Origin of the sequence: Rhodococcus sp. NPDC076796 (genome assembly GCF_040702765.1) — a bacterium.
GTDB lineage: Bacteria > Actinomycetota > Actinomycetes > Mycobacteriales > Mycobacteriaceae > Rhodococcoides.
This window is the reverse complement of record NZ_JBFBMS010000010.1, coordinates 128,894-150,155: the sequence shown is the minus strand read 5'-3', so window position 1 is coordinate 150,155 and position 21,262 is coordinate 128,894. Positions and strand designations below refer to the sequence as shown.

19 protein-coding genes are annotated in these 21,262 nt (G+C 64.4%); 10 read left to right on the top strand and 9 right to left on the bottom strand.

Features of this window, described 5'->3' with window-relative positions; genetic code table 11:
* Window positions 1-318: 318 nt before the first annotated feature.
* The 3 genes from AB0366_RS23250 to AB0366_RS23240 all read right to left on the bottom strand — a co-directional run bounded on the left by AB0366_RS23250 (window position 319) and on the right by AB0366_RS23240 (window position 2,820).
* The gene (locus tag AB0366_RS23250; protein ID WP_121869840.1) at window positions 319-1,158 is read right to left on the bottom strand and encodes an SDR family NAD(P)-dependent oxidoreductase; all 840 of its coding nucleotides are present in this window, start codon (window positions 1,156-1,158) and stop codon (window positions 319-321) included.
* Window positions 1,155-1,499: a nuclear transport factor 2 family protein gene (locus tag AB0366_RS23245; protein ID WP_366246029.1), complete on the bottom strand. Its 345-nt coding sequence runs from the start codon at window positions 1,497-1,499 to the stop codon at window positions 1,155-1,157. Before AB0366_RS23245 ends, AB0366_RS23250 begins: the two co-directional genes overlap by 4 nt.
* 169 nt (window positions 1,500-1,668) lie before the next feature.
* Window positions 1,669-2,820, bottom strand: a complete 1,152-nt coding sequence (locus tag AB0366_RS23240) for a GNAT family N-acetyltransferase (RefSeq protein WP_366246028.1) — start codon at window positions 2,818-2,820, stop codon at window positions 1,669-1,671.
* 142 nt (window positions 2,821-2,962) lie between these two features.
* Here AB0366_RS23240 and AB0366_RS23235 point away from each other — a divergent pair, with 142 nt between their 5' ends.
* From AB0366_RS23235 to helR, 4 genes are all read left to right on the top strand, one after another.
* Window positions 2,963-3,493: a hypothetical protein gene (locus tag AB0366_RS23235; protein WP_366246027.1), complete on the top strand. Its 531-nt coding sequence runs from the start codon at window positions 2,963-2,965 to the stop codon at window positions 3,491-3,493.
* 203 nt (window positions 3,494-3,696) lie between these two features.
* Window positions 3,697-5,892: an EAL domain-containing protein gene (locus AB0366_RS23230; protein ID WP_366246025.1), complete on the top strand. Its 2,196-nt coding sequence runs from the start codon at window positions 3,697-3,699 to the stop codon at window positions 5,890-5,892.
* A gap of 224 nt (window positions 5,893-6,116) precedes the next feature.
* A complete protein-coding gene (locus tag AB0366_RS23225; protein WP_121872402.1) occupies window positions 6,117-6,533 on the top strand; it encodes a hypothetical protein in 417 nt (138 codons plus the stop codon).
* A gap of 174 nt (window positions 6,534-6,707) precedes the next feature.
* Window positions 6,708-8,885: an RNA polymerase recycling motor ATPase HelR gene (gene helR, locus AB0366_RS23220; RefSeq protein ID WP_366246024.1), complete on the top strand. Its 2,178-nt coding sequence runs from the start codon at window positions 6,708-6,710 to the stop codon at window positions 8,883-8,885.
* Here the strand turns inward: helR and AB0366_RS23215 are convergent.
* Window positions 8,846-9,745 carry a LysR family transcriptional regulator gene (locus AB0366_RS23215; RefSeq protein ID WP_366246023.1) on the bottom strand — a complete coding sequence of 300 codons (900 nt, stop codon included), beginning with the start codon at window positions 9,743-9,745 and terminating at the stop codon, window positions 8,846-8,848. The two genes, helR and AB0366_RS23215, sit on opposite strands and share 40 nt — an antisense overlap.
* A gap of 72 nt (window positions 9,746-9,817) precedes the next feature.
* Here AB0366_RS23215 and dapA point away from each other — a divergent pair, with 72 nt between their 5' ends.
* The 6 genes from dapA (at window position 9,818) to AB0366_RS23185 (ending at window position 16,736) form a co-directional block, all read left to right on the top strand.
* A complete protein-coding gene (dapA, locus tag AB0366_RS23210; RefSeq protein ID WP_366246022.1) occupies window positions 9,818-10,762 on the top strand; it encodes a 4-hydroxy-tetrahydrodipicolinate synthase in 945 nt (314 codons plus the stop codon).
* Between the two features lie 6 nt (window positions 10,763-10,768).
* A complete protein-coding gene (locus tag AB0366_RS23205; RefSeq protein ID WP_366246020.1) occupies window positions 10,769-13,153 on the top strand; it encodes an excinuclease ABC subunit UvrA in 2,385 nt (794 codons plus the stop codon).
* A 6-nt stretch (window positions 13,154-13,159) separates the two neighbouring features.
* Window positions 13,160-13,726 (top strand): isochorismatase family protein, encoded by a 567-nt coding sequence (locus AB0366_RS23200; RefSeq protein WP_366246019.1) that lies wholly within the window; start codon window positions 13,160-13,162, stop codon window positions 13,724-13,726.
* 7 nt (window positions 13,727-13,733) lie between these two features.
* The gene (locus AB0366_RS23195; RefSeq protein WP_366246017.1) at window positions 13,734-14,411 is read left to right on the top strand and encodes a GAP family protein; all 678 of its coding nucleotides are present in this window, start codon (window positions 13,734-13,736) and stop codon (window positions 14,409-14,411) included.
* 23 nt (window positions 14,412-14,434) lie between these two features.
* Window positions 14,435-15,235, top strand: coding sequence for a DUF2470 domain-containing protein (locus AB0366_RS23190; RefSeq protein ID WP_121869830.1), 801 nt, complete (start codon window positions 14,435-14,437; stop codon window positions 15,233-15,235).
* A 97-nt stretch (window positions 15,236-15,332) separates the two neighbouring features.
* Window positions 15,333-16,736, top strand: a complete 1,404-nt coding sequence (locus AB0366_RS23185) for an NAD(P)/FAD-dependent oxidoreductase (RefSeq protein ID WP_366246015.1) — start codon at window positions 15,333-15,335, stop codon at window positions 16,734-16,736.
* Between the two features lie 77 nt (window positions 16,737-16,813).
* Here AB0366_RS23185 and AB0366_RS23180 read toward each other — a convergent pair whose 3' ends face one another.
* From AB0366_RS23180 to AB0366_RS23160, 5 genes are read right to left on the bottom strand one after another with little or no spacing between them, the layout of a single operon-like run.
* Complete coding sequence (locus AB0366_RS23180; RefSeq protein WP_366246013.1) at window positions 16,814-17,482, bottom strand: urease accessory protein UreD; 669 nt, start codon at window positions 17,480-17,482, stop codon at window positions 16,814-16,816.
* A 6-nt stretch (window positions 17,483-17,488) separates the two neighbouring features.
* Entirely contained in the window at window positions 17,489-18,193 is a 705-nt protein-coding gene (gene ureG, locus AB0366_RS23175) for an urease accessory protein UreG (protein ID WP_366246012.1), read from the bottom strand.
* 40 nt (window positions 18,194-18,233) lie between these two features.
* Window positions 18,234-18,890: an urease accessory UreF family protein gene (locus AB0366_RS23170; protein ID WP_121869826.1), complete on the bottom strand. Its 657-nt coding sequence runs from the start codon at window positions 18,888-18,890 to the stop codon at window positions 18,234-18,236.
* Window positions 18,890-20,611 carry an urease subunit alpha gene (locus tag AB0366_RS23165; protein ID WP_121869825.1) on the bottom strand — a complete coding sequence of 574 codons (1,722 nt, stop codon included), beginning with the start codon at window positions 20,609-20,611 and terminating at the stop codon, window positions 18,890-18,892. The genes AB0366_RS23170 and AB0366_RS23165 overlap by 1 nt, the downstream gene beginning before the upstream one ends.
* On the bottom strand, window positions 20,611-21,243 hold the full coding sequence (locus AB0366_RS23160) for an urease subunit gamma (RefSeq protein ID WP_366246011.1): 633 nt from the start codon (window positions 21,241-21,243) through the stop codon (window positions 20,611-20,613). Before AB0366_RS23160 ends, AB0366_RS23165 begins: the two co-directional genes overlap by 1 nt.
* Between the last annotated feature and the right edge of the window lie 19 nt (window positions 21,244-21,262).

The following is a 21,262-nucleotide window of genomic DNA, read 5'->3' as shown; positions in this document are numbered from 1 at the left end:
TCGGCCTGGCACCGACGACAGGACGGCACTGCATGTCAAAGGTCTAATACGCGTACGGCGACGAGTTATTGCATCAGATGAAATTGGTCATATTTTTTTGCCGATAATCAACATTATGTCAACTAACCAATCCCTCCTGCTCTACGTCAGCAGCCAGCGTCAAGCGTAATGGTGAAGGCCATTCGCACAGCTTTGCAGGCTGTTGTTGTGCCGTGGTGACGGCCGGGTCGTTGAGAACGAACTGGCCGTCACCACCGTGGGATCGGTAATCTGATGCTCCGGACCGGTCGCTATCGAGTTTTGTTTCAGCGGGCCTGGCTAGGCCGGGAAATCCGCGCTGCGAGATAGTGTTTCGTTCGACCGGATGTCGCTCAGATTTTGTTCCAACGCGTCGATCACGGCGTCGTACCCGCTGTTGCCCAGAATCAGCCGGCGTGGCGGCGGGTCCTGGGTCATCGCTGCGATCACCGCACGGGCACCGCGATGCGGATCGCCCGGTTGCACCCCGTTCATGTCGACGAAAGCGGCCCGCACCTGTTCCAGCATGCCGTGGTATTCCGAAATCGCCTCCGCGACCGGCTCTTCGGCGAATCCGGCGTAGGCGTTCGTGCGGAACGCCCCTGGTTCGACTGTCAACACAGCTATGCCTTGCTCGGCAACCTCCTGGCGCAGCGCATCGGTGACGGCCTCGATCGCGTATTTCGTCGCGCTGTAGTAACCGAATCCGACCGCCGCCAGAAGCCCGGCCACCGAGGACACGTTGACGATCCACCCGCTTCCGCGGGCGCGCATACCTGGAAGCACTGCTCGCGTCACGGACAGCACGGCGAAGAAGTTCAGCTCGAACATCGCCCGTATAGAGGTCTCGCTCATTCCCTCGATCGATCCGTACCAGCCGCGGCCTGCGTTGTTGACCAACACATCGATACCGCCGAAATGCTCCTCGGCTGTTCGTACCGCTCGTAGTACCTGATCCGCGTCGGTGACATCCATGGGCACGACGAGAACGCGGTCACCGTACTGATCGGCCCACGACGCCAATTCCCCTGGACGCCGGGCGGTGAGTACCACGCGGTCTCCCGCCTCCAGCGCCACCTCGGCGTAGGCCATGCCGAAACCGCCAGGTGTGCCACCGGTGATGAACCATCGCTTGCTCATGGCTCGATCACCAGCCGCTGGATCAGCGCGCCGTCCAGCGTGAAGCGGTAGTGCAGGTCGACGACTCCCCCGGGGAAGTTGCCTTCCAGGTGCTGCCCGACGGCGACAGTCGTGCCGGTCGTGGTCGCCCCGGTGAACTCTGTTGTGTAGGTGTACTCACTCTCACTGACCGAGGCGGTCAGCCAGGCCTCGATCTCGTCGCGGCCCGAGTGATCGTGGCCCTCGTCGGTCACCACGGCATCCGCGGTGAACAGAGTGAGCGCTCGAGCGCCTTGTCGGGAGTCGAGTGCGGTCATGAACTTCTTCACGTTGTCCGGGAGTCCATCCCATTCTGTTGTCATGACCCCACGGTGATGTCTCCCCCAAGGGGAGTGTCAACACCAGGTCCACTCCGGTGTCCGTGCCCGGATATTCGGTCCCGGACCAGCTCCTACGTCCGGACCGATTCTTGGTCCTCACTCACTCCGGCGGCGACGAAGGCCTGGACCGCAGACGCTGCTGCACATCTGTTCAGACAGATCGTAGAAAACAACGAGCAGACTCGAGTCGATCAGCGTCGTAGTCTTCCCATTTTGCAGCAGGGACATCCTGATGACCGACCTCTACAAAGCTACGTTTGATGAAGAACTCCGCTGCTTCACTGCTGACGGTGACCGCGAAGAGATTCGCGATACCCCTGGTGCGGCAGACCTCCAACAACCCGTCCATCAGCAAGCCACCCGCTCCCAGTCCGGAGAACTCGGCGACTGTGATCAAACCCGACACTTCGGCGAATCCTGTTCCGGCGTAACGGTCCACCTCCAGTCCGACGATTCCGGCGAGGTGCCCGGTGCGCAGCACCCGCGCACCGAGTCCTCCGACCGCCATCCTGGCAATCTCGATCCGACTGCGCTGCTTGAGAACCCCTTCTCGCACTCCCTGTGCGACCAATGCCTCTATTGCAGGGAAATCGTCGACCTGCAGCGAGGCCAAGTGGAGGTAGCGCCCCTGGGTGAGGACGGTCCCCCGGCCGTCGAATGTGAACAGCTCGAATTCGAGATCCTCAGCACGGCATAGGTTCACGCTGTATGCACCGCCGGCAAGTGCCGCCTCGGCCGCGGACGGGAAATCGTCGAGCCCCCGTTCGGCCAGGTGTGCGACCAGACGCTCGCGGTGCAGGTCGATGTCGGCGAAGCTACGAGGAGGATCGCCCCAACCCCCGCCCGGATCGGTCAGGACCATCTTCGAGGCCCGCACGCTCGCAGACACTGCCCCTGCAGTGCGCGCGACAGCGGCTGCTTCCGCCCCGATCACGACGTATTCCGAATCCGCGATTGCGAGCCACAGACGGGCGACGGACTCGTCGTTCCAGACAGTCGCACTCGCCATGGCTACACCACCGACTGCAGCGCTGACTTCCGGAACGTAGTCGGCCGGAACCACGAAAATGAACCGCGTATCGCCGGTTCCGAACTCCCCGACCGTTCGTTTCACTGCCTCGAGCGCCGCGATGCTCAACACGGGAAGGGCGATCACGATCGTGACCCCGCGGAACTCCTCGATGAAGAAGTCGCGCTCGGCAACAGGAACCCCACTGGACGTCAGCTCGACCGCCACCTCGCGCGGTACCGCTGGCCGCGGCCGCAATTTCCGTGGGTTCGCGCGTAGGTCGTAGTTCGTCATGATAGGTCCCAGTTTGGACTGCTCTCTCTCACCCCGCAACGCTCACGAATGTTCGACGGGGTCGCTACCCCAATTCGCATGAAGCGCACCATCAGCTCGACGTGGCCGTCCGTCCATCCGGTCAACGCGATATCCTGACCCCGTGCCCGTCGATCCCGCCGTCCGAATGTCCCGGCTGCAGGCATTGATCGATCACCCCCGCACGGGCATTTCGGAACGAGATGTGGCGCAGCGCATGCTGAATCGACTGTTCCGCTCGATGCGTTCGACCGCCGATCGCAGCCGACAGTACGGTTCCAATCACGGCAGACTGGGCCGACACGCGGGCCTCGAAGACGTCGCCGAGATGATTCGCTACGACCTTCTGCTGGCGCGCACCGACCCGGCCGAACCCCACGGCCTGGCGACGATCGATCCGGTTGCAGACGCGCCCGCCGACATACGGTACGAGGTCGAGGCCCGCCACGACTGCGAGATCGTTGTCACGATCAGCGGCGTCCCTACCGCATGGGGTTGGCAGCACGACGACGGAATCGACGTCCACTCCCCTGCGCTGAGCGCTCTCGTCGATGAAATCGCCGTAATTGTGAACAGCTACAACCACTTCGGGGACGACATCACCCCTCGATTCTTCAGTCGCGTTCGTGTCGAGGGGCAGACGGTGGTGTGGTGACCGTTCGGCAGCCCGACAGATTCGCGCAGGTCGAGGTGACGATGGTGGGCAATGTGGCGTTCTTCGTCGCTCGACATCCCCTCGACGCACAACAGCGGACAGGCTGATACGCGGCGAGGACTATTCGGGCACATGGACCGCGAACGGCGAATAACATGGGCCCGGTGCCGCTCGTATCCCGAGCGAAACGGATCGGAGGGCCGATGTTCGATCTCCCGGACGATCCGGTGAGTCTTCGATCCTTCCTGGAACGTTCTCCGGACTTCGTTGCGCTGTCCGACTTCACGGGGAAGATTCTGTACATCAATCCAGCGGGTTCGGAGCTGATCGGGCTCGAGGACGTGGCCGATATCGGCCAACTGTCGGCGTTGGAACTGCTGACCTCCGACGGACTCGATCTCACCGACGACATCGCCGCCGGTTTGGTCTCCGAAGGCAAGTGGGAGGGCTACTGCGAGCTGCGCCATCACGTGACCGGTACCGGCATGCCGGTGGTGGTGTCTGCCTATGTGATCAGTCGTGCGGACGGCGGCCCGGACGTGGTCGTATCCACCATTCGGCACCGACACACGGTGGAGCAGCGCAGTGCCAGGATGGCGGCCGATGCCGTGATCGCCGGTCGTCACGCTCAGGAGCAGAAGGCTCTCGCCGATCTGAGCCGATTCGCCGTCATCGCCGAGCTACCCAGATTGCTCACTGCAGCAACCGACACCGCCGCCACCCTGATCGGCGTGGGGAACTCCGCCATCGCCCATCTCGAGCACCCGACCGACCCGTACTTGACCATGGACGCGGCCAGCGGTGCACTCGGCATGCGCCAGGACATTCCGTCCGGGGACGGTTCGTTGGTGGGATTCGCACTGACGCTCTCGGAGCCTGTCGTGTGCAACGACAGTCACGCCGAGAAGCGTTTCCGTACCGACACGATGATCTCGCTCGGCCTCCGCAGCGGCGTCGGAGTTCCCATCTTCACCGCCGCAGGAAAAGCATGGGGAGTTCTCTCCATTCACAGCGTCGAGGCCCGTCTCTACCGCGACGAAGAAGTGTCGTTCCTCAGTTCGGTTGCCGGCATCGTGTCCGCAGCGATACGACGCATCGACCTCGAACTCCAACTGCGACGACGTAGTACACACGACGCCCTCACCGGTCTGCCCAACCGCACCCTCGCATACGAGGTCATCGATTCGGCACTGGACCGCGCGAGACAACAGTCCGGCACCGTAGCACTGCTGCTGCTCGACATAGACGACTTCAAGATCATCAACGACAGCCTGGGACACGACGCCGGAGACAGGGCCTTGGTCAAGTTCGTCGAACGGCTCGCCTCGGCAATCCGAGACGCCGACACCATCGCGCGCCTGGGCGGAGACGAATTCTTGATCGTCTGCGAGGGCGTGGACAGCGTTGCTCATGCCGAGGAACTCGCACGACACATCACGAGTTCCATCGCGGTTCCCTTCTCCGCCGAGGACGTGCCCATCCCCTTGAGCGCCAGCATCGGTATCGCAGTGTCCGAACCTCATTCGACCCGGCACGAGCTGATCCATCGCGCCGACCTGGCCATGTACCGCGCAAAGGACAGTGGAACCGGTGGGCATGCAGTTTTCGATCCCACCGATCTCTACGACGCGGATCGCATCAGGTCACTGTCGATCGATCTGCGAGCGGCGCTGCGCGCCGACGAACTCACTCTCGCCTACCAACCATTGGTGGACATCGCCACACGGAAAATCGTTGCGGTGGAGGCACTCGCCCGCTGGAATCACCGCGAGCTCGGCCCCATCGAACCGAGCGAATTCGTCGGCGTCGCCGAAAGAATCGGCCTTGCAACGCCATTGGGCGCATGGGCGCTGCGTACCGCATGCACGGCCGCGGCGCGGTGGCGAACGTTCTCCGACATCGTGGTTCGCGTCAACGTCAGTGCGCTTCAACTTCGCGATCCCGACTTTCCCACCGAGGTCGCGTCCGTACTGGCAGAGACGGGACTGCCTGCCTTCGCTCTCGGACTCGAAGTGACCGAAACCGTGTGGGTCGCGGACACCGAACGGGTCGCCGACACCGTCTCTGCCCTGCACGCCATGGGTGTGGCTCTCCTGCTCGACGATATGGGTAAAGGCCACAGCTCCATGTCGTATCTCGACCGCTACCCGATGTTCGAGTGCTTCAAGATCGACAAGTCGTACATAGCCCGGCTGCCTGCACCTCGGGCTCGCGCGATCGTCTCGGCCATCGTTGCGCTCGCACGCGCATTCGACGTCACCGTCGTCGGGGAGGGAGTCGAAACCGAGGAGCAACTCGACGCACTGGCCGCCACCGGCTGCGACTTCGCGCAGGGATATCTCTTGGGCCGGCCGGTCGGTGCCGGCGCCATCGCCGATCTGCTTCTCGGCGATCGATGAATCCCGGGTCGTCCCGACGTTCGTGATACCGTGCCGAACCAGAGCTACTCGCATAGCCACCCCAGCTGCAGCAGGCACCCGCGTCGCCTCCGTCAGCGTTCCACGGGCAAGGTCCTTCACGGATCTGCGATCGACGAAGCTGGTTACTTGTTGCACGCCGTGTTCATGACTTCCGACCGGTGCAGCAGTGCGCGGGACTGGTGCACACAGGGATTGGAACTCTCGTGACCAAGAACCACGCCGACAAGCGCGCAGCGCGGAGCTATGCGCGAGCACACGGACTCCCCTACCGTCAGGCTCTCGCGTCGGTACGTGCTGCCCGTGCCGATCGAATGTCGTTGTTGCCCTTCGCAGAGCGCCTATTGATCGAGGCCATCGAGGGATGCGGAATTCGACATTGGGCTCGTGTCGACGAATGGGACGGCGTCGGCCGCGCAGTGATCACCGACCTCGGCGGCGAGCGATTCGTCCTCACCGTCGACACCGTTCTGCTGGTGCTCAGGCAACACCTCGACGACCATCCGAGACTGCGGCCCACAGACATCGACAGCTACTTCGCCGACGAGGCAGTGCAACGGCTCCTGTTCGGCGGCGTGATCTATCGACTCGAACTCCACCGCGGCAGGGGTCTGGTGGCCTGATTCGAGGCCGGATCATCGATTATGTAGCCCGATTTCGTCGGTGCGATATGGGTTGGGACAGCTGAGGTTCCCTCTTCCCACTTTCAATGTATAGCGCACCCCGGGGCTTGCGGCAAGACCCCGTGCAGGGCTCAGAATGCTCGCTGCAGCCACGTAGCAATCGATCGGAGTCCTGTGAAACATCCGCACCCCAGTGTTTTCGACCTACCCGACAATCTCGCACGCAAGCGCGACTCGGCATTGATCGGCCAAGACGAACAACACTTTTCAGCGGTCCACTCGAGTATCGAGAAGTCTCGTTTCGATACGGTGGCGCGGCTCGAGGCCGCGCAGAAGTCGTCGGGTCGAATGGGCCGAGAGGTGATGGAAAGAGACTTCGAGATCCATCGCTTGGGCGGTCGTCTCCGTTCACTCCGCCGCTACGGGGTCGATCTGTGCCTGGGGCGCGTCGTGACCGCCGACGCGGACGAGCCGGTGTACATCGGACGACTCGGACTGCTGGGAACTGCGGGCGAGCAACTCCTCGTGGACTGGCGCTCCCCCGCGGCCGAACCCTTCTTCGGTGCCACTCACGCCAATCCCATGGGGCTACGAAGTCGTCGTCGATATCGGTGGACGAACGGCAGCATCACCGACTATTGGGACGAGGTGTTCGACCTGACCGGACCGATCACCGAGGCTGCGCTGGACGATCAGTCTGCCTTCATCGCCAGTCTCGGTACGGCACGTTCACCGCGAATGCGTGACGTGCTGGGCACCGTTCAAGCAGATCAGGACGCGATCATTCGAGCGGACGCCCGCGGCGCGCTTGTCGTCGACGGTGGTCCGGGAACCGGGAAGACCGTGGTCGCCCTGCATCGCACCGCGTATTTGCTGTACACGGAGTCGCGTCTCGGACACAGCCGCGGCGGCGTGTTGTTCGTCGGCCCACACGAGCCGTACCTCGCCTACGTCTCCGACGTCCTACCGAGTCTGGGCGAGGACGGTGTGCGGACCTGCACGCTCCGGGATCTCGTCACCGAAGGAACGAACGTGATCGAGGAGACCGATCCTGCTGTGGCGCAACTGAAAGCGGCCGCGAACATGAACGTGGCGATAGAGGCGGCCGTTGCGTTCTACGAGCAGCCGCCGACTCGGACCATGATCGTCGAGACCGAATGGGCCGATCTGACGTTGACTCCGGCCGACTGGGCCGAGGCGTTCGGGGCACCCGATCCCGGCACTCCACACAACGAGGCTCGTGAACAGATCTGGGACCTGCTGCTGACGATTCTGACCGACCGCTACGACGGCGACGAGGCCCCGACAGACATACGGAACTCCCTGCAGATCAACGAGTCTCTACGCACGGAGCTGGAACGATCCTGGACGATCATCGATGCTGCCGACCTCGTCGCAGACCTGTGGAGTGTGCCGGCGTACCTCCGCTCGTGCGCACCCTGGCTCCGCTCCGAGGAGATTGGTTCACTCCAGCGACCCGATCCGACGCAGTGGACGGTGTCCGATCTGCCGCTGCTCGACGCCGCAAGAATGCGGCTCGGAGATCCCGAGCATTCACGCCGCACCCGGCGTCGCGAGGTGGCCGCGGCTGCGGAGCGGGTGCGAATGGACCGCGTCGTCGACGAACTCATGGCCGCGGACGACGACGAGATGATGGCTGCACAGTTGCGGCAGGACGGAATTCGCGATGCACTCGTCGATGCGGCGGGCTTCGAGGAGATCCCGTCGGATCCGTTGGCGGGGCCGTTCGCACACATCGTCGTAGACGAGGCGCAGGAGTTGACCGATGCGCAGTGGCAGATGGTCCTGCGCCGGTGCCCGTCGGGCAGCATCACCATCGTCGGAGACCGCGCGCAAGCGCGGCAGGGGTTCGCCGAGTCCTGGCGCGAACGGCTCGGACGGGTCGGACTCGACCGGGTGAGAATTGCGACCCTCGGCGTCAACTACCGCACCCCGCAGGAAGTCATGGCCGAGGCCGAGCCGGTGATCCGCGCCGCGCTGTCGGACGCCAATGTTCCGGTCTCCATCCGCAGCACCGGTGTGCCCGTCGAGTACGGTGACGCGGCAGATCTGCCATCGATCCTCGATCGATGGCTGGACTCGAACGTCGACGGAATCGGTTGTGTGATAGGCAATCCGACGTTCCCGCCCTCGGAGCGCATCCGCTCGCTGACACCACAGATGACGAAGGGGCTCGAATTCGACCTGGTCGTCCTGATCGACCCGGACTCGTTCGGATCGGGAATCGCCGGTGCCGTCGACAAGTACGTGGCGATGACGCGAGCAACCGGACAGCTGGTGGTTCTGAATACTCAGCGCGAGGCCGCATCGAGGACGTCCAGCACGGCATGAATTGCCGGGCTGGCGTCGGCGCTGCGCCGCCACGCGGCCTGCACCTCACGAGTGGGGGCGCGCTCGAGCGCAATCGCGACGAGACCGGGACCGAGCAACGGGCGCGCGAGGCGAGGCACGAGAGCGAGCACATCGTCCGCTTCGACCAGCGTGAGTTGCGTGGAGAAGTCGTCCACGAGATGGCGAACGTCGACCTCGGCGGACGTCTCGGCGAACAGCCGACGAAACCACTGGTGACACACCGTCCCGGCCGGGCTCGTCACCCACGGGTACCGAGCGAGTTCGGCAGGGGTCAACGCGGTCTCGCGTCGGGCGAGGGGGTGAGTTCGCTTCATGATCACGTCGCCGAAGTCCGTGTGAATCGGTCGCCGAACAACCGAGGGAGGAGCGGGCACCGATACTCCGTCTGCGTCGTGCACCAGCGCCAGGTCTGCGGCCCCGGCGTACACGCTGTGCAGTGCACGGTCCGGATCCTCCTCGCTGATGTGCACCGTCAGATCGGGGCACCGTCGATTCAGCTCGATCAGCGACGGTGCCAGCAAGCCGCGCAAGGCGGTCGAGAATCCGACCAGCCGAACGACCCCACGTGCGACGCCCTCGTCGGCGGATCGAGCCGCCTCGACGCACCGTTCGAGAGCGTCGAACACCTCTCCCGCGGACTCGACCACCGCCCGACCTGCGGGGGTGAGCACGACTCCCCGACCGGCCTGTGCCAGCACCGGGGTGCCGATCTGTCGTTCCAGTCGTTTGATCTGCTGGGAGATCGCCGAGGAGGTGTAGCCGAGCTCGTCGGCGGCCCGAGCAAGAGTGCCGAGGGCTGCCACAGCGCGAAGGGCGTGCAGGGCACCGACGTCGATCATGAAGCAACAGTACGCAGTAATGCGGAAAATGCATCGCTGGACCTCATGTATCGAGCGGTCCACACTCGGACCATGACCACCACTCCGTCGCCGAGATCGACGATCTTCGGCACGAACATCGTCGCAATGGCGACCCCCATGCACCCCGATGGATCGCTCGACCGAGCGGGCGTCGATGCCCTTCTCGCGCACCTGTCGGCGACACGATGCGATGGCGTCGTCATCGCCGGAACGACCGGTGAAGCACCTACCCTGACTGGCCACGAGATCTCGCAGCTGATCGCTCGAGCTCGCAGGCACTCGGATCACGCACTTCGAGTGATCGCGGGAGTGGGCACCAACGACACCTCCACAGGGATCGAGATGGCTCGGTCCGCAGCGGCAGCCGGCGCCGACGCACTCTTGATCACCGCTCCCTACTATTCGCGCCCCACCCAGGCCGGCATCGCGGAGCACATCGTCGCCATCGCCGAGGCAGGTGGGCTGCCCACCATGGTGTACGACGTCCCGGCGCGCACAGGTGTGGCCGTCGAGGCGTCGACGCTCGTGGAGCTCTCCCTTCACCCCCTCATCGGTGCCGTCAAGGACGCGAAGGGTGATCTGTACGAGGCCATGACAGTGATGTCCTCGACGGACCTCGCCTACTACTGCGGAATCGACGAACTCGCGCTCCCCTACCTCGCCTGCGGTGCAACAGGATTGGTCAGCGTCACCGGCAACGTGGTTGCAGACCGCTACGCCGAGCTGATCGCTGCAGTCGGCGTGGGCAACCTGGACCGAGCGAACGCAGTACAGCGATCGCTGCTGCCGTTGACCGACGCCGTGATGCGCACGACGCAGGGAGCCATCATGGCCAAGGCCGCGCTCGTCAGGATCGGCGTCATCTCCGACGCGACCGTGCGACGCCCACTTCTCGAGTCCTCCGCGGCCGATCTGAGACGACTCGACGCTGCCCTGTCCGCCACCGGAATCGATCAGGAATCGAGAAGCGTGCACGTTCCGGTACGACTAGCGTGACTGCTCATGGCGACGAAGAAGGTCACGCAGGGCTCGGCACCGCACGCTGCCGACAGTCACGATTTGATTCGTGTACAGGGGGCGCGCCAGAACAATCTTCAGGACATCGATGTCGAGCTGCCCAAGCGGCGACTGACCGTGTTCACCGGCGTCTCCGGCTCCGGCAAGAGCTCGCTGGTCTTCAGTAGGATTGCGGCCGAATCACAGCGCATGATCAACGAGACCTACAGTGCCTTCGTTCAAGGATTCATGCCGACGCTCGGCCGCCCGGATGTCGACGTCATGGACGGACTCACCACAGCGATCATCGTCGATCAACAGCGTATGGGCGCCAATCCCCATTCCACCGTCGGCACCGCAACCGATGCCAACGCCATGCTCCGAATTCTGTTCAGCCGAATCGGAAAGCCGTACATCGGCTCCGCACAGGCCTTTTCGTTCAACGTCGCGTCGGTGTCCGGTGCAGGCGCGTACAAGGTGGACAAGGGCGGCAGGCAGACCACCGAGAAGAAGTCGTTCTCCGTGACCGGTGGCATGTGCCCGCGTTGTGAGGGCAGAGGCTCGGTCAGCGACTTCGATCTCACCGCTCTCTACGACGCGAGCAAGTCACTCAACGAGAGCGCGATCACGATCCCCGGCTACAGCATGGAAGGCTGGTACGGCCGAATATTTCGCGGCTGCGGGTACTTCGACCCGGACAAGCCCATCTCGAAGTACACCAAGAAGGAACTCGACGATCTGCTCTATCGCGAGCCCACGAAGATCAAGGTCGAGGGCATCAATCTGACCTATTCGGGACTCGTGCCGCAGATCCAGAAGTCGTTCCTGTCCAAGGACGTCGACGCCATGCAGCCCCACATCCGCACCTTCGTCGAACGCGCGATCACCTTCACCACCTGCCCGGACTGCCACGGAACCAGGCTCAACGAAGGTGCTCGGTCGTCGAAGATCAAGGGCGTCAACATCGCCGACGCATGCTCGATGCAGATCAGCGACCTGGCGAAGTGGGTGGGCGGCCTGAAGGAACCGTCGGTGGCACCGCTGCTGACCACGCTCGGGGAGACCCTCGACTCGTTCGTCGAGATCGGGCTCGGTTACCTGAGCCTGGATCGTCCGTCGGGAACGTTGTCCGGAGGAGAGGCTCAGCGCACCAAGATGATTCGTCACCTCGGATCGTCGTTGACCGATGTGACGTACGTGTTCGACGAGCCGACCACCGGTCTGCATCCCCACGACATCGAGCGAATGAACAACCTGCTGCTTCAGCTGAGGGACAAGGGAAACACCGTTCTGGTGGTGGAGCACAAGCCCGAGACGATCTCCATCGCAGATCACGTCGTCGATCTGGGTCCCGGTGCGGGAAGCGCAGGCGGGCACGTCTGTTTCGAGGGCACCGTCGACGGGCTGCGCCGGAGCGACACCGTCACCGGTCGGCATTTCGACGATCGGGCATCGCTGAAAGAGTCTGTACGCGAGTTCTCCGAAGTGCTCGAAATTCGCGGCGCGGACTCCCACAATCTGCGCGAGGTGGACGTCGACGTTCCACTCGGTGTGCTGGTCGTCGTCACCGGCGTCGCAGGCTCGGGCAAGAGTTCACTCATTCACGGATCGCTCTCGGGGACAGACGGTGTGGTGTCGGTCGATCAGGGGGCGATACGTGGGTCGCGCCGAAGCAACCCCGCGACGTACACCGGCTTGCTCGAACCGATCCGCAAGGCGTTCGCCAAGGAGAACGCCGTCAAACCCGCGCTGTTCAGCTCGAACTCCGAAGGCGCGTGCCCGACGTGCAACGGCGCGGGCGTCATCTACAGCGACCTCGCGATGATGGCCGGGGTCGCCACGGTGTGCGAGGAGTGCGAGGGCAAGCGATTCCAAGCTTCGGTACTGGAGTACCACTTCGGTGGTCGCAACATCGACGGGGTGTTGTCGATGTCGGTCGCCGAGGCCGAGGAATTCTTCTCCGACGGCGCAGCCAAACTGCTGCCGGCACACAAGATTCTGCAGCGATTGAACGACGTCGGGCTGGGATATCTGAAGATCGGGCAACCGTTGACCACTCTGTCGGGTGGAGAACGCCAACGCCTCAAGCTGGCGACGCACATGGCCGACAAGGGCGGGATCTACGTGCTCGACGAACCCACCACCGGACTGCATCTCGCCGATGTGGACAAGCTCCTCGGGCTGCTCGACCGGCTGGTCGACTCGGGCAAGTCGGTGATCGTCATCGAGCATCATCAAGCCGTCATGGCCCACGCAGACTGGATCATCGATCTCGGTCCCGGTGCCGGGCACGACGGCGGCCTCGTCGTGTTCGAGGGCACACCCTCCGATCTGGTCGCGGACGGTTCGACTCTGACCGGCCGGCACCTGGCCGCGTACGTCGGGAGCTGAGTTACCGTGACCACCCTGCCTCAGCGGCCCGCAACCGCACTGGTGATCATCGACGTGCAGAACGACGTGATGGTCGGCGTCCACGAGCGACAACGCGTCGTCGACAACGTCCTCACGCTGGTGTCCCGCGCACGAGACACCAGCACTCCGGTGATCTGGGTGCAGCACTCCTCCGACAGGGATTTGGCCTTCGGAACGCGAGGGTGGGAACTTCTCGACGAGTTGCCCGTCGATCCAGGCGATCCGATCGTCCACAAGAAGCACGGCGACGCCTTCGAGGACACAGGTCTCGAAGCCGAGCTCGCCGCCTCCGGCGTGGGGCACGTCGTCATCGCCGGCGCGCACACGGACTTCTGCATCAGGTCCACATTGCACGGAGCCCTGGTACGCGGATACGACGTGACGCTGGTGAGCGATGCCCACACCGCCGAGGATCTGACCGAATGGGGCGCGCCGCCACCCGAGCAGGTCATCGCGCACACCAACATGTACTGGGACAACCAGACCGCTCCTGGCCGGACCGCCGTGGCCGTAGTCACCGAGGAGGTCGGTTTCACCCGACCGATATCCTGAACCCTCCATGGTGACCTTGCTGCTCGCGCTCGTCGGATTCGCGCTACTCGATTCGCTCGACGTGTTGCTGATCGGCGTCACCGCTGCCATCGCAGTGCACGCGAGAACCACCCGCCGGTCTCCGTTTCGAGCCGGGCTGGCCTTCGTCGGCGGAGTGTTCACCGCTACGACCACGTTCGGCATCCTCACCGTTCTCGGCATCGACTTCTTCACCGATCTGTTCGGCTTCACCATCACTCCCACGGTCCGGTATCGCACGGAACTCGCGGTCGGGCTGGTACTGATCACTCTCGGTGCTCTGCGCACCACCGAACGCCGCCCACCGGAGTGGGCAGCTCGAGCCGGCTCCAGCATTCCCGTCGTAGCCCTGACCGGACTGACGATCGGTCTGGTGCAGGGCCCGACGGCAGTGCCGTATCTAGCCGGGCTGACGATGCTCTCGACCTACGATCCCCGCCCGACGTGGTGGCCGGCCATCGTCGTCGCCTACTGCCTGATCGGGCTGCTACCGCCCATCCTTGTTCTGATTCTGGCGTCGAGGAAAAGTCGACGTTCCAGGCGCGCGTTCACCGCGACCGTCAGAGCCCTGATGCGGTACGGCCCGCCGACGGTGCGCATCATTTTCGTCGTGCTCGGCGTCGCACTCGTCGCCGACGCTCTGATCCATGCCGGAGACCTCCTGTAGGTCATCGTCGTAAGCTTCTGCGCATGGCACTCGATCACGGCGACCCCGGTGACGCCCCGTCCGTTCCCCCTCCCCTGGCCCCGGTCGTCGACGACCGTCGTCCCTCCGCAGCCGAGGAAGCGCGCACGATCGCAGCGTCCACGAACACCGCGACTCTTGCGAGCCTGACCGCGGACGGCGATCCTTGGGCTTCGTTCGTCACGTACGGATTGCTCGACGGCGCTCCGGTTCTGTGTGTCTCGCGCATGGCCGAGCACGGACGGAACCTCGCAGGCGATCAACGGATGAGCCTGTCGATCGTGGCGCCGCAATCGCAAACCGATCCACTGGCGTCGGGCCGAATCACGCTGGCAGGCGTGGTCGAGCGGCCCGAGGGGGACGAGTTGGCCGCAGCACGCGCGGCGCATCTCGACGGCGTACCAGCGGCGAAGTACTACCTGGACTACAGCGACTTCACGCTGTGGATCATGCGGGTGCATCGCGTCCGGTGGGTCGGCGGATACGGCCGGATGGATTCGGCAACCGCCGAAGCGTATTCCCGGGCCGCGCCCGATCCGGTGTCGCCGACCTCCGCGTACGCGATCGAGCACCTCAACGCCGACCACTCGTCGTCGCTGACTGCCATGGCCCGCGAGCTGGGCGGCTTTCCCGATGCCACGTCCGCCGAGTGCACGGCCGCCGACCGCTACGGACTGGATCTGAAGGTGCTCACACCGCGCGGAATCGCGTACACCAGGGTCGGCTATGCAACTCCGATCGACTCGGCCACCGAACTGCGGGCCGCGACCGTGGAACTGGCGAAGCGCGCAGCGGCCGGCCGGTAGGTGTGCGCTGCCACCACAGACACGACGACCTTGTCGAGACGTCGAGATGGATGGCGACTACCGTTGACCTCACACCGCAATCGTTAGGGAGCAGGTAATGAGCATCCAACCGCTCGAATCGAAGCGTCACCGCGTCGTCGTCATCGGTTCCGGGTTCGGAGGTCTGTTCGGCGTCAAGGCGCTCAAGAAAGCCGACGTCGACATCACCCTCGTCGCGAAGACGACACACCACCTTTTCCAGCCTCTCCTCTATCAGGTCGCGACAGGCATTCTGTCGGTCGGCGAGATCGCTCCCACCACCCGCGTCATTCTGCGGAAGCAGAAGAACGCCGAGGTGCTGCTCGGAGACGTGCTGAACATCGATCTCGAGGCCAAGACGGTGACGTCCAAGCTCCTCGAACGCATCACCGTCACTCCGTTCGACAGCCTGATCGTCGCAGCAGGCGCTCAGCAGTCTTACTTCGGCAACGATCACTTCGCCGAGTTCGCGCCCGGCATGAAGACCATCGACGATGCACTCGAACTGCGTGGCCGCATCCTGGGTGCGTTCGAGCAGGCCGAACTCTCCGACGATCAGGAGGAGAAGGACCGCCTCATGACCTTCGTGGTCGTCGGCGCGGGTCCCACCGGCGTCGAGCTCGCCGGGCAGATCGCCGAGCTCGCCGATCGCACCCTCGACGGAGCCTTCCGCAACATCGATCCGCGTGACGCCCGCGTCATCCTGCTCGACGCCGCGCCCGCCGTACTGCCGCCGATGGGCGAGAAGCTCGGCCGCAAGGCTGCCGAGCGGCTCGAGAAGCTCGGCGTCGAAATTCAGCTCAACGCGATGGTCACCGACGTCGACAACGACGGCCTGACGGTCAAGGAGAAGGACGGCACGACGCGTCGTATCGAGGCGCAGTGCAAGGTCTGGTCCGCAGGCGTGCAGGGCAGCCCCCTCGGCAAGCAGCTCGCCGACCAGTCCGGATCGGAAACCGATCGCGCCGGACGGGTGCTGGTCGAACCGGACCTCACCGTCAAGGGCCATCCGAACGTGTTCGTGGTCGGCGACCTGATGTCGGTCAAGGACGTTCCGGGCATGGCACAGGGTGCCATCCAGGGAGCGACATACGCCGCCAAGCTGATCAAGGCGTCGGTCAAGGGCGAGGACGATCCCGCCCAGCGGACCCCGTTCAAGTACTTCGACAAGGGTTCGATGGCAACGGTGTCGCGATTCAACGCGGTTGCCAAGGTCGGCAAACTCGAATTCGGCGGATTCATCGCCTGGCTCATGTGGCTCGCGCTGCACCTGTACTACCTCGTGGGCTACCGCAGCCGCATCACGACCGTCATCTCGTGGTTCGTGACGTTCCTCGGCCGAGGTCGGGCTCAGATGGCGTCGACCGAGCAGCAGGTGTTCGCGCGACTTGCCATCGAGCAACTCAACTCGCTCGAACGTACGGGTGCCGTCGAGGCTGCCGCAGCTGATTCGGAGCAGGAACGAGAAAAGGCAGCGGGCTGAAACCAGCTCTCACACAACGCATCGGCCGACGGGACACCGTCGGCCGATGCGTTGTTCGTTGTGCAGCACGCCGGGTCTCACACATCCAGTTCGGCGTGCCGAAGGCGACGACCCACAGAGGTACTCAGCGAACCGCCTCCGGCCAGCGCCAGCCGGACGGTCCCGTCGGCCAAGTCGACCTCGGACGCCCGTGTATCGGGATATCGCAGCGTGCTCGACATCGACAGCGGTGCCGACAACGCATCGTGCGCAACCGATCCCGCGCCCAGTTCCACTCGATGACGTAGCAACGGGCTGCCTCCGACATCGCATCGCATCGCACTGCTCCAGTGTCCCGACGCTTCCTCGAAGCGGCCGATCTGCGTACGCTCACGCAGCCACAGGGTCGAATCCTGTTCCAGCGCAACGGAGTTGATCACCGAATGCGAGGCGTCGGAGACGACGACCATCGGTTCGGGATCGAAGACCAGCGACGCGCCTGCACCGACCTCGAAGTGCCACTGCGCGGACGAGTGACGGTGTAGCCCACCGGGCATCGCCAACGAGGCCGCGACACTGCGCACCTCCAGGTGCGCCCCGGCCGCCACCGATATTCTGACCACGATGGTGTCACCGCCGAGAGGAGTTGCGGCGGTACCGATCAGGTGGACTGTGTCCGGTCCCGTCTGGCGGCCGGCGAGTCCGCCCACCGAGGTGATGCGCGGGCTCCGGCTGCGGCTCGCGTCGATGCAGAGCTCTGTGTGCATCGACGCTCAGTGTGTGTGGGCATGCGCGTCGGCGTCGGCGATCACCTTCAGCTGCTCCCGCACCCACTCGAGCACCATGGTCGCCGACGGATCGTCGGTGAGGGAGATCAACGCAGTCGGTCGCCCCTCACGCACCTGGGCCGCGTCCCGCTCCATGACGCCGAGGTCGGCTCCGACGTACGGAGCGAGATCCGTCTTGTTGACGACCAACAGATCGGAGAACGTCACACCGGGACCACCCTTGCGCGGCACCTTGTCTCCCCCGGCGACATCGACGACGAAGATCTGTACGTCGATCAGACCGGACGAGAAGGTCGCAGTGAGGTTGTCGCCACCGGACTCCACGAGAATCAGGTCCAGGGGCGGGTTGTTCTCGATCAGATCGTCGATGGCATCGAGGTTGGCGGTGATGTCGTCCCGAATTGCCGTGTGCGGGCAGCCACCGGTCTGCACCGCCGTGATGCGCTCGTCGGGCAACACTGCGTGCCGACGCAGGAAGTCCGCATCCTCGGTGGTGTAGATGTCGTTGGTGAGCACGGCGAGCGAAAGCTCGTCGCGCAGTTCGCGACACAGCGCAGCCACCAACGCCGTCTTTCCGGAACCGACGGGTCCACCGATCCCGACGCGCAGCGCGTCGCCTGCCACCCGTGCGCGCTTGGGCCGATCCAAACCGTGGTCGTGGGGCTCACCGTCGATCAGGTGCGGGGGCATGTCGAACTCCTTGTCGCTAGAGAAAAAAGTGGATCGGTATTCAGGATACGAACAACGGCCGATCACGGACGGCGTGGGCTTCGGCGAACATGTCCAGCAACGGATCCGACAACTCCATCAGCTCGGGCAGGCACTCGCACACCGCAGCGGTCACGTCGTCGCAGAAATCGCCCAACCGGATGGTGCACGCCGCGACCTCGGCCGGATCGAGCGCGAGCAGACGCTGCGCGGCGATCGCCGACCCGGTCATGGTGATGTACACCTGCACTGCGGCCGTGTCGGCAACCGACAGGCCCGCCGCGAGCCCGACGTGCCCAGCGGCAACGGCCAGGTGCGGCCTCCGCCCGATCGACGTCCAATCATGATGCGGCCAGGCGGACTTGGCCAACCTGAGCAGTCCACGGCCCTGAGCACGCGAGGCAGACCTGGCAGCCGGGGATGGGGTTCGTGCGTCGGATTCGGCATCGGCCTCGCTGGTGCTCGACGACCCGTGCACCAGCGATGCGGCAATGGATGCCGTCGTGGCCCCGGATGTTCGGATACGGCGTCGCAGAAACGCCTCGAGCGTCGTGATGTCTCGAACGAAGCCCGAGGCGATCGCTTCCTCCACTCCGCCGGAGTGCACGTGTCCGCCGGTGGGCAGGCGCGAATCGGCAAGCGAGAGAAGCGTCGTCACCTGCAGTCGGGCATCGGGCATCAGAAGAGGAAGTATCGCTGCGCCATCGGCAGTTCGGTTGCCGGCTGCTCCGTCCACACGTCACCGTCGATACGGACGGTGAAGGTGTCGGGATCGACTCGAATATCGGGCAGAGCGTCGTTGAGTGCCATGTCCGACTTCCTGACACCGCGCACGTTCTTGACCGGAACCAACCGGCGATCGCAGTTCAGACGCCCGGCCAGTCCGTCCTCGATCGCCTGCGGGGCAACGAAATGCAGTGACGTCGCGGCCGCCGCCTTGGGCGACGCACCGAACATCGGCCGAGGTAGTTCGGGTTGCGGGGTCGGGATGGACGCGTTCGCGTCGCCCATGGCAGCCCATGCGATCATGCCGCCCTTGATGACCATGTGGGGACGGACACCGAAGAATGCCGGATCCCACAACACCAGGTCGGCGAGTTTGCCCGGCTCGATCGATCCGATCTCGTCGTCGAGGCCGTGGGCGACGGCCGGGCAGATGGTGTACTTCGCGACGTAGCGCATCACTCGATTGTTGTCGGCTCCGTTGTCGCCGGCCAGGAAGCCGCGACGAGACTTCATCACGTGTGCCGTCTGCCACGTGCGCAGAACCACCTCACCTATCCGGCCCATTGCCTGAGCGTCGCTGCCGATCATCGAGATCGCACCCATGTCGTGCAGCAGGTCCTCGGCTGCGATGGTCGACGGCCGAATTCGACTCTCGGCGAAGGCCAGATCCTCCGGAATCGATGGACTGAGGTGATGGCACACCATCAGCATGTCCAGGTGTTCGTCCAGGGTGTTGACGGTGTGGGGACGCGTCGGGTTGGTCGAGCTGGGGAGGACGTGCGGCTGCGCCGCCACGGTGATGATGTCGGGTGCGTGCCCGCCGCCCGCACCCTCGGTGTGATAGGCATGGATTCCGCGACCCTTGATCGCATCGAGGGTGGTCTCGACGAATCCGGCCTCGTTCAGGGTGTCCGAGTGCAGTGCTGCCTGAACTCCTGCGTCCTCGCACACTCGCAGGCACGCGTCGATCGCGGCAGGGGTGGATCCCCAATCTTCGTGCAGCTTGAATCCCGATGCGCCGGCGCGCAATTGCTCCCACATCGAGTCCGGATTGACCGTGTTGCCCTTGCCGAGGAGCACGATGTTCATCGGCCAGTCGTCCAGCGACTCGAGCATCCGGGACAGGTGCCATGCACCCGGGGTGACGGTGGTGGCCTTGCTGCCTTCGGCGGGGCCGGTACCGCCTGCGATCACGGTGGTGATGCCGCCGCCGAGAGCCTCCTCCTTGATCTGTGGGCAGATCAGGTGGACGTGACAGTCGATGCCGCCGGCCGTGACGATCTTCCCGTTGCCCGCGATGATCTCGGTGGACGGTCCGATGACGAGATCGGGATGCACCCCGGTCATGGTGTCGGGATTGCCTGCCTTGCCCAGTGCCACGATGCGTCCGTCGCGAATACCGAGATCGGCCTTGATGATTCCCCAGTAGTCGACGACGACGACCCCGGTGATCACCGTGTCGGGAGCACCGTCGGCGCGGGTGGCTCGGGACTGCCCCATCGATTCACGGATCACCTTGCCGCCGCCGAACACCGCCTCCTCACCGGCGTTGCCCGGGCCACCACTGCGGTCCTCGGTGACCTCGATCAGAAGATCGGTGTCTGCCAAGCGGATTCGATCACCCGTGGTGGGGCCGAACAACTGGGCGTATCGACTGCGACTCATGCGCGCCATCAGCTGTCCAACTTTCCGGGAGGTGTCATGCTCAATCCGTATACCTCGCGCGTGCCACCGAGTGGCACGAGCCGAATCGTCTGTTCGATGCCGGGCTCGAACCGCACCGCCGTGCCCGCGGGGATGTCGAGGCGGAAGCCGTGCGCCCGCTCGCGGTCGAATTGCAGAGCTGCGTTGGACTGTGGGAAATGCACGTGGCTGCCCACCTGTACCGGTCGATCTCCCGCGTTGACGACGGCCATGGAGATCACCTCGGCGCCGTCGTTGATCTCGATGTCGCCTGCGACGGTGATGATCTCGCCCGGAATCAGGTGGCCGTCACCCCGCTTCGGTGAGATCGGCTCGTGCACCGTGATCAGCTTCGTGCCGTCCGGAAAGGTCGCTTCCACCATCACCTCGGGGAGCAACTCGGGCACACCGTCGAGCACGTCTTCGGCACCGAGAATCTCGCGACCAGAGGACATCAGGTCTGCGACCGATCGGCCGTCGCGGGCACCCTCGAGGAGGTGATCGGTGATGACCGCGATCGCCTCGGGGTGATTGAGTTTGAGGCCGCGTGCCTGGCGACGCCGAGCGAGTTCGGCCGCGTAGCTGACGAGCAGTCGGTCCTGCTCGTGCGGAGACAACCGCATTGGAGTTCTCCGTCCCGAT

Bases quoted from the DNA above. Each gene is read 5' to 3' on its own strand.
- AB0366_RS23250 (WP_121869840.1), bottom strand. From the start codon at position 1,158: ATGAGCAAGCGATGGTTCATCACCGGTGGCACACCTGGCGGTTTCGGC.
- AB0366_RS23245 (WP_366246029.1), bottom strand. From the start codon at position 1,499: ATGACAACAGAATGGGATGGACTCCCGGACAACGTGAAGAAGTTCATG.
- AB0366_RS23240 (WP_366246028.1), bottom strand. From the start codon at position 2,820: ATGACGAACTACGACCTACGCGCGAACCCACGGAAATTGCGGCCGCGG.
- AB0366_RS23230 (WP_366246025.1), top strand. From the start codon at position 3,697: ATGTTCGATCTCCCGGACGATCCGGTGAGTCTTCGATCCTTCCTGGAA.
- AB0366_RS23215 (WP_366246023.1), bottom strand. From the start codon at position 9,745: ATGATCGACGTCGGTGCCCTGCACGCCCTTCGCGCTGTGGCAGCCCTC.
- dapA (WP_366246022.1), top strand. From the start codon at position 9,818: ATGACCACCACTCCGTCGCCGAGATCGACGATCTTCGGCACGAACATC.
- AB0366_RS23205 (WP_366246020.1), top strand. From the start codon at position 10,769: ATGGCGACGAAGAAGGTCACGCAGGGCTCGGCACCGCACGCTGCCGAC.
- AB0366_RS23195 (WP_366246017.1), top strand. From the start codon at position 13,734: ATGGTGACCTTGCTGCTCGCGCTCGTCGGATTCGCGCTACTCGATTCG.
- AB0366_RS23190 (WP_121869830.1), top strand. From the start codon at position 14,435: ATGGCACTCGATCACGGCGACCCCGGTGACGCCCCGTCCGTTCCCCCT.
- AB0366_RS23185 (WP_366246015.1), top strand. From the start codon at position 15,333: ATGAGCATCCAACCGCTCGAATCGAAGCGTCACCGCGTCGTCGTCATC.
- AB0366_RS23180 (WP_366246013.1), bottom strand. From the start codon at position 17,482: ATGCACACAGAGCTCTGCATCGACGCGAGCCGCAGCCGGAGCCCGCGC.
- ureG (WP_366246012.1), bottom strand. From the start codon at position 18,193: ATGCCCCCGCACCTGATCGACGGTGAGCCCCACGACCACGGTTTGGAT.
- AB0366_RS23170 (WP_121869826.1), bottom strand. From the start codon at position 18,890: ATGCCCGATGCCCGACTGCAGGTGACGACGCTTCTCTCGCTTGCCGAT.
- AB0366_RS23165 (WP_121869825.1), bottom strand. From the start codon at position 20,611: ATGGCGCGCATGAGTCGCAGTCGATACGCCCAGTTGTTCGGCCCCACC.
- AB0366_RS23160 (WP_366246011.1), bottom strand. From the start codon at position 21,243: ATGCGGTTGTCTCCGCACGAGCAGGACCGACTGCTCGTCAGCTACGCG.